Annotated in this window: 10 protein-coding genes; 6 read left to right on the top strand and 4 right to left on the bottom strand. The window is 67.8% G+C overall.

Annotated elements, in window-relative coordinates; translation table 11 throughout:
- Position 1: 1 nt before the first annotated feature.
- Entirely contained in the window at positions 2-1,903 is a 1,902-nt protein-coding gene (locus ACYAF3_RS07965; protein WP_057392677.1) for a diguanylate cyclase, read from the bottom strand.
- A gap of 213 nt (positions 1,904-2,116) precedes the next feature.
- On the opposite strand from ACYAF3_RS07965, the gene ACYAF3_RS07960 reads away from it, so the two are divergent.
- The 5 genes from ACYAF3_RS07960 to ACYAF3_RS07940 all read left to right on the top strand — a co-directional run bounded on the left by ACYAF3_RS07960 (position 2,117) and on the right by ACYAF3_RS07940 (position 10,039).
- Entirely contained in the window at positions 2,117-4,360 is a 2,244-nt protein-coding gene (locus ACYAF3_RS07960) for a YgiQ family radical SAM protein (RefSeq protein WP_003100007.1), read from the top strand.
- 261 nt (positions 4,361-4,621) lie between these two features.
- Positions 4,622-7,120 carry a circularly permuted type 2 ATP-grasp protein gene (locus ACYAF3_RS07955; protein ID WP_003100005.1) on the top strand — a complete coding sequence of 833 codons (2,499 nt, stop codon included), beginning with the start codon at positions 4,622-4,624 and terminating at the stop codon, positions 7,118-7,120.
- Positions 7,120-8,055 (top strand): transglutaminase family protein, encoded by a 936-nt coding sequence (locus ACYAF3_RS07950; RefSeq protein WP_003100003.1) that lies wholly within the window; start codon positions 7,120-7,122, stop codon positions 8,053-8,055. The genes ACYAF3_RS07955 and ACYAF3_RS07950 overlap by 1 nt, the downstream gene beginning before the upstream one ends.
- Positions 8,056-8,305: 250 nt before the next feature.
- Complete coding sequence (locus ACYAF3_RS07945; protein ID WP_003457447.1) at positions 8,306-9,157, top strand: mechanosensitive ion channel family protein; 852 nt, start codon at positions 8,306-8,308, stop codon at positions 9,155-9,157.
- A gap of 186 nt (positions 9,158-9,343) precedes the next feature.
- A complete protein-coding gene (locus ACYAF3_RS07940; protein WP_057392676.1) occupies positions 9,344-10,039 on the top strand; it encodes a peptidoglycan DD-metalloendopeptidase family protein in 696 nt (231 codons plus the stop codon).
- 12 nt (positions 10,040-10,051) lie between these two features.
- Here ACYAF3_RS07940 and ACYAF3_RS07935 read toward each other — a convergent pair whose 3' ends face one another.
- A complete protein-coding gene (locus ACYAF3_RS07935) occupies positions 10,052-10,639 on the bottom strand; it encodes an LOG family protein (RefSeq protein WP_003123561.1) in 588 nt (195 codons plus the stop codon).
- Positions 10,640-10,914: 275 nt separating this feature from the next.
- Between ACYAF3_RS07935 and azu the strand changes: the two genes are divergently transcribed.
- Positions 10,915-11,361, top strand: a complete 447-nt coding sequence (azu, locus tag ACYAF3_RS07930; protein ID WP_003095591.1) for an azurin — start codon at positions 10,915-10,917, stop codon at positions 11,359-11,361.
- A 68-nt stretch (positions 11,362-11,429) separates the two neighbouring features.
- On the opposite strand, the gene choE is transcribed toward azu, so the two are convergent.
- Positions 11,430-12,353, bottom strand: a complete 924-nt coding sequence (gene choE, locus ACYAF3_RS07925; RefSeq protein ID WP_015503740.1) for a cholinesterase ChoE — start codon at positions 12,351-12,353, stop codon at positions 11,430-11,432.
- Between the two features lie 133 nt (positions 12,354-12,486).
- The gene (gene nadE, locus ACYAF3_RS07920) at positions 12,487-13,314 is read right to left on the bottom strand and encodes an ammonia-dependent NAD(+) synthetase (protein ID WP_003099998.1); all 828 of its coding nucleotides are present in this window, start codon (positions 13,312-13,314) and stop codon (positions 12,487-12,489) included.
- Between the last annotated feature and the right edge of the window lie 11 nt (positions 13,315-13,325).

The raw sequence follows: 13,325 nt of genomic DNA, 5'->3' as shown, positions 1-13,325 counted from the left end.
TTCAGGAGATACGCTCCGGTGCCAGGGCGGTCGGCCAGGGGAGCGCCGGCGCGGTCTCGCGTTCATCGTCGGCAGCCATCGCATAGCCGGCGCGCCCGGCGCCCTTGACCCGGTACAGCGCCTGGTCGGCGGCCTTGTAGAGTTTGCCGAACTGCAGGGCGTCGCCGGGAAACAGGGCGACGCCGATGCTCGGTGTGATCACCAGCCACTGCTTGGCGAACTCCACCGGTTTCGCCAGTTCTCGCAGCAGGCGTTCGGCGATGTCGCGGGCATGCTGCTCGGCATTCGACCCGCCGACCAGCACGGCGAATTCGTCGCCGCCGAGGCGCGCCACGCAATCCTCGGTGCGCACGCAATGGCGCAGCCGCTGGGCCACGTTCTGCAGGACGAAGTCGCCGGCATCGTGGCCATGGGTATCGTTGATCGGCTTGAAGTGATCCAGGTCGATCAGCAGCAGCGCCATGCTGTTGCCGTGGCGGCGCGCGTCGTCCAGGGCGCTTTCGGCGAACTCCATCAGGTGCCTGCGGTTGCCAAGCCCGGTCAGCGGGTCGTGATGGGCGGCGTACTGCAGTTGCGCTTCGCGCATCTGCAACTGGCGATTGGCCTCGCTCAACTCGTTGGTACGGACTTCCACGGCGCGTGCCAGGTCGCGCTGGGCGCTGTGCAGCAGGGCCAGGCGCGCGTTCTTTTCCTGGTCGGCCTGGTCCAGGGCCAGGGCCCTTTCCTGCTTCAGATCCTGGATGCGCGAGGCGAGCGCCAGGGAGAACAGCAGGGCCTCCAGGGTCAGCGCCAGCGGGAAGACCATGGCGTTGGCCGAGGTCGGCTGGACCAGCGCGGTGGCGCGCATCACGCCAAGGCTGACGCTGCCGAGCACCAGGCCGAAGCCGACCAGGTACAGGCGCGCCGTGGCCGAACCCTGGCGCCAGCGCTGCACTGCCAGGCCGATGGCGATCGGCAGGTTGGCCAGCAGGGTCAGCGCCAGCACGCCGGCCGCCTGCCAGCGCCAGCCGGCGGCGTTGAACGCCAGGCAGGCAAGGAACAGCAGGCAACAGGCGTTCAGCAGGTGATGGGCCCAGCGTGCGTGCTGCCGGCTTTGCAGCAGGTTCTGGCTGAAGCGGATCACGCAGATGCCCCAGATCGCCAGCAGCGCCAGGCGGTCAAGCCACCAGGGCACCGCCCGCTCGGGCCAGAAATACTCGAAACCATGGCCGCTGATGCTCAGGGTCAGCACCAGCGCGCTGGCAGCGGTCAGCACGTACCAGAAATAGGCACGATCGCGCAGGCTGGTGAAGAGGAACAGGTTGTACAGCAGCAGGGCGAGGATCAGCCCGTAGGCCATGCCGAACAGCAGGTTGCCCTGGCTGCGGTATTCCAGCAGTTCGTCGTGGCTCCAGAGCCTCAGCGGAAAGGTGTTGCCGCCGGGATCGTAGCTGCGCAGGTAGACGCGCAACGGCCCATCGCCGGGAGGGATCCGGAACAGCGGATGACGATAGGCGTGGTCGCGGCCCTCGGCGAAGGGCACCGCTTCGCCGCTGCGATGTTCACGGAACCCGCCGCGCTCGTCGGGGAGGTACAGGCGCAGGTCGTGCAGGCTGGCGCTGGCGACTTCCAGCCACCAGCCGCCGGATACCGCCTCGCGTCTCGGCAGGTCGAGGCGCAGCCACCAGGCGCTGCGGCTGAGGCCGACGCTGGTGCGGCCGGCGGCGGCGACGAAGCGGCCGGCCTGCTCCGCTTGTTCGAGGTCCTCCACCGCCAGGTTGCCATCGGGGTCTTCGAGCAGGTCCAGCGAGCCGTTCAACCAGGCGCCGCTGGCCGGAGGCGCCGGAAACTCCGGCGCGGCGCGCGAAACGGCGCTGGCCAGTAGCAGGAAGATGACCGCGAGCAGGGCAAGAGGATGGCGCACGATGACTCTCCCGGGGGCCTGCCTTAGAGGCCGGGTGAGATGACGATGAATGGAGTATAGAAACAAGATGGCTAAATGATGGCATTTTTTCGAAGCCGGCCGACGACAGGCAATACCCAGTGAAAACGTCGGAATTGCTCATTTTTTGTGCTATATTCCGCGCCCCGCGTTTTCGCGACCCCCCATTCCTAGAGATACCCCCTGGTGCCCGTGATGCAAGCCGCCAAGCCGCTGTTCGACTATCCCAAGTACTGGGCCGAGTGTTTCGGTCCGGCGCCCTTCCTGCCTATGAGTAGAGAAGAGATGGATCAGCTCGGCTGGGACTCCTGCGACATCATCATCGTCACCGGCGATGCCTACGTCGACCACCCGTCCTTCGGCATGGCCATCATCGGCCGCCTGCTGGAGGCCCAGGGGTTCCGCGTCGGCATCATCGCCCAGCCGGACTGGCAGTCGAAGGACGACTTCATGAAGCTCGGCGAGCCGAACCTGTTCTTCGGCGTGGCGGCCGGCAACATGGACTCGATGATCAACCGCTACACCGCGGACAAGAAGGTCCGTTCCGACGACGCCTACACCCCCGGCGGCCTGGCCGGCAAGCGCCCGGACCGCGCCAGCCTGGTCTACAGCCAGCGCTGCAAGGAGGCCTACAGCCATGTGCCGGTGATCCTCGGCGGGATCGAGGCCTCGTTGCGGCGCATCGCCCATTACGACTACTGGCAGGACAAGGTCCGCCGCTCGATCCTGATGGACGCCACGGCCGACATCCTGCTCTACGGCAACGCCGAGCGTGCGGTGGTGGAAATCGCCCAGCGCCTGGCCCAGGGCGAACTGGTGAGCGCGATCACCGACGTGCGCGGCACCGCCTTCGTCCGTCGCGACACCCCGGAGGGCTGGTTCGAGATCGATTCCACGCGGATCGACCGGCCGGGCAAGATCGACAAGATCATCAATCCCTACGTGAACACCCAGGACACCGCCGCCTGCGCCATCGAGCAGGAAAAGGGCGCGCAGGAGGACCCGCAGGAAGCCAAGGTCGTGCAGTTGCTGGCGAACCCCAGGCTGACCCGGGAGAAGACCGTGATCCGCCTGCCGTCTTTCGAGAAGGTGCGCAACGACCCGGTGCTCTATGCCCACGCCAACCGCGTGCTGCACCTGGAGACCAACCCGGGCAACGCCCGTGCCCTGGTGCAGAAGCACGGCGAAGTGGATGTCTGGTTCAACCCGCCGCCCATTCCGATGAGCACCGAGGAAATGGACTACGTGTTCGGCATGCCCTATGCCCGCGTGCCGCACCCGGCCTACGGCAAGGCGAAGATTCCCGCCTACGAGATGATCCGCTTCTCGGTGAACATCATGCGTGGCTGCTTCGGCGGCTGCACCTTCTGCTCGATCACCGAGCATGAGGGACGGATCATCCAGAACCGCTCGCACGACTCGATCATCCGCGAGATCGAGGAGATGCGCGACAAGGTGCCCGGCTTCACCGGCGTGGTCTCCGACCTTGGCGGACCGACGGCGAACATGTACCGCATCGCCTGCAAGAGCCCGGACATCGAGCGGCACTGCCGCAAGCCATCCTGCGTGTTCCCCGGCATCTGCGAGAACCTCGATACCGACCACAGCTCGCTGATCGAGCTGTACCGCAAGGCCCGGGCGCTGCCGGGGGTGAAGAAGATCCTGATCGCCTCCGGCCTGCGCTACGACCTCGCCGTCGAGTCGCCCGAGTACGTCAAGGAACTGGTGACCCACCACGTCGGCGGCTACCTGAAGATCGCCCCGGAGCACACCGAGCGCGGTCCGCTGGACAAGATGATGAAGCCGGGGATCGGCACCTACGACCGCTTCAAGCAGATGTTCGAGAAGTTCTCGAAGGAAGCCGGCAAGGAGCAGTATCTGATCCCGTACTTCATCGCCGCCCATCCCGGGACCACCGACGAAGACATGATGAACCTGGCCCTGTGGCTCAAGCGCAACGGCTTCCGCGCCGACCAGGTCCAGGCGTTCTATCCTTCGCCGATGGCCACTGCCACCGCTATGTATCACTCGGGCAAGAACCCGCTGCGCAAGGTCACCTACAAGAGCGATGGCGTGACCATCGTCAAGAGCGACCAGCAGCGGCGCCTGCACAAGGCCTTCCTGCGCTACCACGACCCGAAAGGCTGGCCGCTGCTGCGCGAGGCGCTGGAGCGGATGGGGCGCGCCGACCTGATCGGCAATGGCAAGCACCACCTGGTCCCGACCTACCAGCCGGATACCGGCGAATACCAGAGCGCCCGGCGGAAGAACTCGACGCCGGCCGGCAGCAAGAAGGCCGGCAAGCTGCTGACCCAGCATACCGGCCTGCCGCCACGCGCCAGCGACGGCGGCAAGCCGTGGAGCAAGGGCCAGCAGAACAAGGCGACGGCCTTCGCCAAGGGCAAGAAGAAGTCGCGCCAGCCGAACATCCCGCGCTGATCGCCGGGGCGGCCCTGCCGCCCGCAAAGCGTGCGCGGCTGCAACCTTGCCTGCGGTCGCGCACCGTCGCAGTGCATTGCCGCGGCACGACCTCCTGGCCGCCCGGGCCTGACGGCGCTGGCACAAGTCTTGCGCTTCCGGGGCATCCCGGTCTTCACGAAGAACCGTCGTGGCGGACCCGGCAACGCCTCGTCGCTTCGCTCCGGCGTCGCGCCGCCGACTCCGCTACAGTGACCGCAACCCCAGCCCCGCGAGCCTTCGATGCCCGAGCTGCTTGCCCACTATCCGTTCACCGATACGGCCTACCACGAGTTGCTCGATCGCCAGGGCGGCGTGCGTCCCCATTGGCAGCGGCTGTTCCGCCAACTGGAGCGCAGCAGCCCTGAGCAATTGCGCCAGCGCCAGGCCCTGGTGGAACGGCAGATCCAGGAGAACGGCGTCACCTACAACGTTTACGCCGATCCCAAGGGCACCGACCGCCCCTGGGCGCTGGACCTTCTGCCGAACCTGCTGTCCGCCGCCGAGTGGCAGCCGATCGCCGCTGGTGTGGCGCAGCGTGCTCGGCTGCTCAATGCGCTGCTGGCCGACCTGTACGGCGACCAGCGTCTGCTCGCCGAAGGGCTGCTGCCCAGCGAACTGGTCTTCGGCCATCCGAACTTCCTCTGGCCTGCGCTCGGCATCCGGCCGCCCGGCGGGATTTTCCTGCACAGCTATGCCGTGGACCTGGCGCGCGATGCCGACGGACGCTGGCAGGTCCTTGCCGACCGCACCCAGGCTCCGTCCGGCGCGGGCTATGCGCTGGAGAACCGGCAGATCGTCTCGCGGGCCTTGCCGGAACTCTATCGCGACCTGCGCGTGCAGCATCTCGCCGGGTACTTCCGCACCCTGCAGGAGACCCTCGCCAGCCAGGCCGCCGGCGACGGCGAGACGCCGCTGGTGGTGCTGCTGACTCCCGGACGTTTCAACGAAACCTACTTCGAGCATCTCTACCTGGCGCGCCAGCTCGGTTTTCCGCTGGTCGAGGGGCACGACCTGACGGTGCGCGACGCCACCCTCTATCTCAAGACCCTCGGCGGCCTGAAACGGGTGCACGCGGTATTGCGGCGCCTCGATGACGATTTCTGCGACCCACTGGAATTACGTACCGACTCGGCGCTGGGCATTCCCGGCCTGCTCGAGGCGGTACGCCAGGGACGCGTGCTGGTGGCCAACGCACTGGGCAGCGGAGTGCTGGAGTCGCCCGGCCTGCTCGGCTTCCTGCCGCAGGCTTGTCGCCGCCTGCTTGGCGAGGAACTGGCGCTGCCCTCGCTCGACACCCGCTGGTGCGGCGAGCCGCAAGCCCTCGAGGCGATACTCGCGGCACTGCCCGACCTGGTGATCAAGCCGGCCTTTCCCGGCCAGCGCTGCGAACCTCTGTTCGGCCACGCCCTCGACAGTGCCGGCCTGGCATCCCTCGGCGAGTGCTTGCGCGAGCGCCCGCAGGCCTACGTGGCGCAACGCCTGGCGCAGTTGTCCCAGGCACCGGTCTGGCGCGACGGCAAGGCCGGCGTCGGCCTGCAGTCGCGGGCCATCGGCATGCGCGTATTCGCCGTCGCCGCCAGCGACGGCCGCTACTGGGTGATGCCCGGCGGCCTGACCCGCGTAGCCTCGGCGGCGGACGCCGAAGTGGTGTCGATGCAGCGCGGCGGGGCGAGCAAGGACACCTGGGTGCTGGCCGAGCGAGCAGTCGGCGGCGAGCCGTTGCGACCGCGCCGGCTCGGCGTGCGCGACCTGGTCCGCGAAGACCCCTACCTGCCGTCGCGGGTGGTGGAGAACCTGTTCTGGTACGGCCGCTATGCCGAGCGTTGCGATGACCATGCGCGCCTGTTGCGGGTGGTGCTGTCGCGCTACGTGGATGCCGATGGCGACGAAGAGGCGTTGCGCAGCGCCCTGGCCCTGGCCGGCGGCATCGGCCTGCTGCCCGGGGATGGCGAGCCGTTGGAAAGGTGCCTGTTGCGGGCGTTGCTCGACGAGCACTGGCCGGCGAGCCTGTGCGCCAACCTGCGGCGCCTGCACTGGGCGGCGGCGCAGGTGCGCGGGCGCTTGTCCGGGGAGAACTGGCTGGCCTTGCTGGAGCTGCAACGCGACATGCAGGCGCTCGATCCGGCACGCACCGACCTCGGCGAAGCGCTGGACTTCCTCAACCGGCTAGTGATGTCCCTGGCCGCGTTGTCCGGTTTCGCCCTCGATGACATGACCCGCGACGACGGCTGGCGTTTCCTGATGATCGGCCGGCGCATCGAGCGCGTGCGCTTCTTCGCCGAGAGCATCGCCGCCTTCCTCGACGGTGGTAGCGCCTGGGACGCCGGCGCGCTGGAGTGGCTGCTGGAGCTGGGTAACAGCGGCATCACCTACCGCTCGCGCTACCTGGCGTCGCCGCAGCTGGTCCCGGTGCTCGACCTGCTCCTGTTGCACGAGCAGAACCCGCACTCGCTGCGCTTCCAGTTGCAGGCCCTGGAGCGTTCGCTGGAGCGCCTGCACGAGGAGTTCGGCGCGCCACGCGAGCGGGAACTCAGGACCCTGGGCGAACGCCTGCGCAGCTTCGATCTGGCGGCCCTGGAAAGCCCGCTTTTCGGCGCGGCAGGACTCGACGAGGTGCTCGTCGGGCTGGCGCGACTGCTGCGCGACATCGCCGCCTGCGCCGGACAGGTCTCCGATCGGCTAGGCTTGCGCTATTTCGCCCATGTCGACGATGTCAGCCAGAGAACGGTATCCACCTGATGTCCGCACCCGCGCTTCGCTCCGTTCCGCTCCAGGGCGCCCGCTACCAGGTGCTGCACGACACCCATTACCGCTATGCGACGCCGGTCTCGCTGTCGCGGCAACTGGCGCATCTCTGGCCGCGCGAATGCGCCTGGCAGGCCTGTCATGAGCGGGCACTGCTGATCGAGCCGGGGCCGAGCCGGCGCGAGGATGGCCACGACGCATTCGGCAATCCGCTGAGCCGGCTGGCCTTCGAGCGTCCTCACGAGGCGCTGCGGGTCAGTGCGCGACTGCAGGTCGAAGTGTTCGCCCATGCGCCGGCGCAACTGACCGCGTCGCCGGCATGGGAAACCGTCGCCGCCGGGCTGGCATTTTCCGGGCGGGCGCTGTCCGCCGCCGAGCTGGAAGCCTGCCGCTATCGCGTCGAGTCGCCCTATGTGCGCATCCAGCGGCGATTCGCCGAGTTCGCCGCCGACTGCTTCCCGCCCGGACGGCCGTTGCTGGTGGCGGCGGCGGCACTGATGGAGAAGATCTTCCGCGAGTTCGCCTTCGATGCGCAGGCCACCCAGGTGGCGACGCCGCTGGACGAAGTGCTGGAGCGCCGTCGCGGGGTCTGCCAGGACTTCGCCCACCTGATGCTCGCCTGCCTGCGCGCGCGCGGACTGGCGGCGCGCTACGTCAGCGGCTACCTGCTGACCCGCCCGCCGCCCGGACAGGCGCGACTGATCGGTGCCGACGCCTCGCATGCCTGGGTCTCGCTGTATTGCCCGGAGAACGGCTGGGTGGATTTCGACCCGACCAACGACCTGTTGCCCGACCTGGAGCACATCACCCTGGCCTGGGGGCGGGATTTTTCCGATGTGTCGCCGTTGCGCGGGGTGATCCTCGGTGGCGGTAGCCATGACCCGGAGGTGCGGGTGACGGTGCTGCCGCTACAGGAAACAGCCGGCTGATCAAAAAGTGATCGGTCCCGCGGAGGCCCTGCCGCCCGGGACTCCCGGACCTTTTCACCCAGGTTGTCCACAGCCTCGCCCACGCCGTTTGGGGACAACGAAGCGGTGCTCCGGCAAATTCGCGGCGCCGTGCTAGCTTTTCCAGAATCCGCTACGGACGTTGTCGGGCCAAGGGCCGGAGCCTGCCTTTCCGGTGCCAGGGGCGGTTCTCGTACGGAGCCAGACTCCTTCCTTGCGCACGGTGAGCGATATGGATGACACGACGATCGTCAACGTAGGTACCGAGAAGATCAACGCGCTCTGGGCGACGGTGTCCCAGTACGCCTTCGCCTTCGGCATCAAGATTCTCGCGGCCATCGCCTTCTGGGTGATCGGCCGCTGGCTGATCGGCTTCGCCGTCGGCATGGTGCAGAAATCCCTCGAGCGGCAAAAGGTCGATCCCACCGTGCTGCGCTACGTGGGTTCGTTCATCACGGTGACCCTGAACGTGCTGCTGGTGGTGGGCATCCTCGGTTTCTTCGGCATCCAGACCACCAGCCTGGCGGCGCTGATCGCGGCGGTCGGCCTGGCCATTGGCATGGCCTGGTCGGGATTGCTGGCGAACCTGGCGGCCGGCGGCTTCATCATCGTCCTGCGGCCGTTCAAGGTCGGCGACTTCATCTGCGCCGGCGGAGTGACCGGCACGGTCAAGGAGATCGGCCTGTTCACCACGGCGATCAACACTCCGGACAACGTGCTGACCATGGTCGGCAACAACAAGATATTCGGCGACAACATCCAGAACTTCACCCACAATCCGTTCCGCCGGGTCGAGTTGAAGGCGCAGCTTTCCGGTGCCGCCGACTACCAGGCGGCCATCGCCCTGCTCAGGCAGCGCGTCGCGGCGATTCCCAACGTGCTCGGCGAGCCGCCGGTGGACGTGGAAATCCTCGAGTTCAACCTGGTCGGGCCGGTGCTGGCGGTGCGCCCGTATTGCCACAACGACCATTACTGGCAGGTCTATTTCGATACCAACAAGGTGATCAAGGACGCCCTCGGCGCCGACTTCCCGGCACCGATGCCGGCGCAGACGGTGATCGTGCAGCAGTCCGCCGGCGCCTGACGTTTCCCGCTCGGCACCGACGCCCCGTCCTGCGGGGCGTTGGCGTTTGTGCGCGGACCGGGTGGCGGGCCGCGCGGAGAAAACGGGCCATCGGCGAGTCCAACGGGCACCCCGGCGAACAAGGTATAGTGCGGGCCTGCAACCGTCGCCGCAGCCGGCCGGGTTTCATCGGGAAAAGGATTCCGTGTGTTCTTCAGATTGCTCTTGATCGCCGTCCTGCTGGCGGTATCCGCGTGCAGCTCCAAGGCTCCCGGCCCGGGGGCGTCGGTGCCGAAGGTCATGCGCGGCGAGTATCGCGTCAAGCGCGGCGACACCCTCTATTCGATCGCCACCCGGCACGGCTGGAACTACAAGGACCTGGCGCGCGCCAACGGCATCCGCCCGCCCTACGCGGTCAAGGTCGGCCAGGTGGTGCGCTTCGACGGGCGCAAGTCGACCTACGTCGCCAGCAGCCGCTCCTCGTCGAGCACCCGTGCGCGCAAGCCGCCGCCTCCGCCGCCGTCGGTGACCCTGCGCGGCTGGCAGTGGCCGATGAAGGGGCCGGTGATCCGCCGCTTCTCCAGTTCCGACAAGCTCAACAAGGGCATCCGCATCGCCGGCACCCTGGGCCAGCCGGTGCAGGCCTCGCTGGCCGGCAAGGTGGTGTTCGCGGTGAACAACATGCGTGGCTACGGCAACCTGGTGATCATCCAGCACGGTACCTCGTACACCAGCACCTACGCGCACAACAGCCGCTTGCTGGTGAAGGAGGGGCAGATGGTCGGCAAGGGCCAGAAGATCGCCGAGGCCGGTTCCTCGGATGCCGACCGGGTGCAGCTGTACTTCGAGATCCGCCAGAACGGCCGGCCGCTCGACCCGCTGAGCCTGCTGCCGCCGTCCTGAGAGAGGAGCGGATCACTGCGGGGTGCGGTCGACCCACTTCGGCGCCACGCTCGGCGTCCAGGCGGCGAGGGCATCGAGCAGCGCCGCCGGGCTGGCGCCGCGCTGCAGCATGCCGCGGTGTTCGGCGCGGACGAAACGTTCGTCGACCAGGTGGTCGAGGAAAGTCAGCAGCGGGTCGTAGAAACCGTTCACTTCGAGCAGGCCCAGCGGCTTGGCGTGGTAGCCCAGTTGGCCCCAGGTCCAGACCTCGAACAGCTCTTCCAGGGTGCCGAGCCCGCCAGGCAGGGCGATGAAGGCGTCGGCCAGTTCGGCCATGCGTGCCTTGCGCGCGTGCATGCCGTCTACCACTTCCAGGCGGGTCAGGCCCTTGTGGCCGATCTCGGCCTCCTGCAGGCTCTGCGGGATGATCCCGATCACTTCGCCGCCGGCGGCCAATGCGGCGTCCGCCACGGTGCCCATCAGACCGACCGCGCCGCCACCGTAGACCAGGGTCAGGCCGCGCTCGGCCAGGTGCCGGCCGAGGGCCACGGCGGCTTCCTGGTAGACCGGGGAAGCGCCGGGGCTGGCGCCACAGAATACGCAGACGGAACGCAAGGTCATGATCGACTCCTGTCGGGGGTGGAAAAAGGCGCACAGGGTAGCGGCTGGGAGCGCTTCGACCAAGCCGTGCGAAGCGTTGCCGGACGTTGCGTCGCAGGCGCGAAGCGGCACATCTGTGCTAAAACAGGAGTTCCCCGTAGTAAACGCCGGGCAGATCCCGCTCGATGCCCCGCCACGTCCGGTTCGGGTTTGACCTGAATCAGTGGAACTCGGTGCCCGATCGGGCAGTCTGCTCTTTCAGGATTCATCGCCCAACCTGCCTAGGAGGCTGCTCCATGCTACGTAAACTCGCTGCGGTATCCCTGCTGTCCCTGCTCAGTGCGCCGCTGCTGGCTGCCGAGTGCTCGGTGGACATCCAGGGTAACGACCAGATGCAGTTCAACACCAATGCCATCACCGTCGACAAGAGCTGCAAGCAGTTCACCGTCAACCTGTCCCACCCCGGCAACCTGCCGAAGAACGTCATGGGCCACAACTGGGTACTGAGCACCGCCGCCGACATGCAGGGCGTGGTCACCGACGGCATGGCTTCCGGCCTGGACAAGGATTACCTGAAGCCCGACGACAGCCGTGTCATCGCCCACACCAAGCTGATCGGCTCGGGCGAGAAGGACTCGGTGACCTTCGACGTCTCCAAGCTGAAGGAAGGCGAGCAGTACATGTTCTTCTGCACCTTCCCGGGCCACTCCGCGCTGATGAAGGGCACCCTGACCCTGAAGTGATGCGCGAGCGATCCGCTGCATGAAAAAGCCCGGCCGCTGCCGGGCTTTTTCATGGGCGCGCGCCGGGCTCAGCGCGCGTAGCGTGCCGCCATCGCCTCGCCGGCCAGTTGGTGCACGCGCCGGGTCGGATGCCACTCATCCCAGAAGTAGTACTGGTCCGGGTTGGAGCAGGCCGGGCGGACGCTGGGCTGGGTCGGCTGGCAGGGCGCGTCCAGCTCCACCAGGCCATAGCGCGCCGGGTTGCGCCGCAAGTGGCGGCTGAAGGTGAGATGGTCGAACCAGCTCAGCTCCAGGCCGCGGGTCTTGCGCAGGGCGGCGAGCTGGATCGGCAGGCTGGCGTTGACTGCCTGCAGGTAGCGCTGCGCCCGCTCGACCCGGTTACCGGCGACCACCGCCGGGACCACGCTCAGGTCGGTCGAACTGACCACCAGGAAGCGTCGTGCGCCGGCCTCTCCGAGACGCTGCACCGCGGCGCGGATGTTCGCCACGCTGCTGCCGGCCAGTTGTTCCAGGGGCTGCTCGCCGGCGAAATCCTCGTGCTCGAAGAAATCGTTGGCGGAGACGAAGATGAAGTGCAGCGCCTGGCCATCGACCGGCTTGCCGTCCAGCGTGGCGAGGTAGGCGTCGACCTGGCCGGCGAGGCCGGTATGGCGGTAGGCGCTCATCCAGCCGTAGTAGTTGTCCGCTCCGCTCTTGGCGCCGCCCACCGCATGGTCGGCCAGTTGCGCACCAAGCTGGCGGGCGAGCACCTCGACGGCGGTCGGGCCGTTGCTCCAGCGGCCCTGCCAGTAGACTTCGCCGGGCAATGCCTGGGCGCCGGCGATGCCCTTGGCGAGCATCTCGCGGGTCAGTCGCTGGCTTTCGCCGTTGTCCGAATAGCTGTCGCCGAAGGCGTGGATCTGCCGTACCGGCGCGAGCAGCGGGGATGTGTGTCCGCAGGCCTGGCCGGCCAGCAGGACACCGAGGAGCAGGGCGGGGAGACGGGTGCGCATGGCTGGCCTTCGCAGGGATACAGCTTCCTTCTAGCGCGCCGCCGCGCGGACTTGAAGACCTGGTTGCGACAGGCACATTCCCGCCCGCGACAAAGGCCCGTCGACGACGGGCCTGCCGCACGGACCGGGAGGCTCAGGGCGCCTTCGGCAGTTCGCGCTTGTGCTGGGTCTTGTGGTAGGTGTCGACGATCACCCGCGCAGCTTCCTCGCGCAGCGGCTGGCCGTGCAGGAAGGCGTCGATCTCGGCATAGGTGACGCCGTGGGAAGCCTCGTCCGGATGGCCGGGGCGCAGGTCCTCGAGGTCGGCGGTGGGGATCTTCTCCACCAGGTTCTCCGGAGCGCCGAGGGCGCGGGCGAGGGCGCGTACCTGATGCTTGGCCAGGCCGCTGAGCGGAGCCAGGTCGCAGGCGCCGTCGCCGAACTTGGTGAAGAACCCCATGACCGCCTCGGCAGCATGGTCGGTGCCGATCACCAGGCCGCCGCGGGCGCCGGCGATGGCGTACTGGGCGACCATGCGGATGCGCGCCTTGATATTGCCGATGACGAAGTCGCTCTTCGCCGGCTCGAGTCCTTCCAGGGCCTCCAGCTGTTCCGCCAGGGCTTTCACCGACGGACCGATGTTGACGGTCTGCTCTTCGTCGGCGCGGATGGTCGCCAGCGAGGCCTGGGCATCGGCCTCGTCCTGCTGCACCTGGTAGGGCAGGCGCACGGCGATGAAGCGGTAGGCCTGGTCGCCGGTCTGCTCGCGCAGTTGCTCGACGGCGCGCTGGGCCAGCAGGCCGGCGGTGAGCGAGTCGACGCCGCCGCTGATCCCCAGCACCAGGGTCTTCAGCCCGGAATCCTTCAGGCACTGCTGGATGAAGGCGATGCGCCGGGCGATCTGCGCCTGCACGTCGGCCTCCGACTGGAACGGCGGCTGGACCTGCAGGGCTTGGGCGATGTCGCGTTGGATCTGTTGCATGTTCGGGCTCC

The sequence above is a fragment of the Pseudomonas sp. TZ252 genome, from assembly GCF_056110345.1.
Note: the sequence above shows the minus strand (reverse complement) of the source record. Positions and strands in the feature narration are given on the sequence as shown.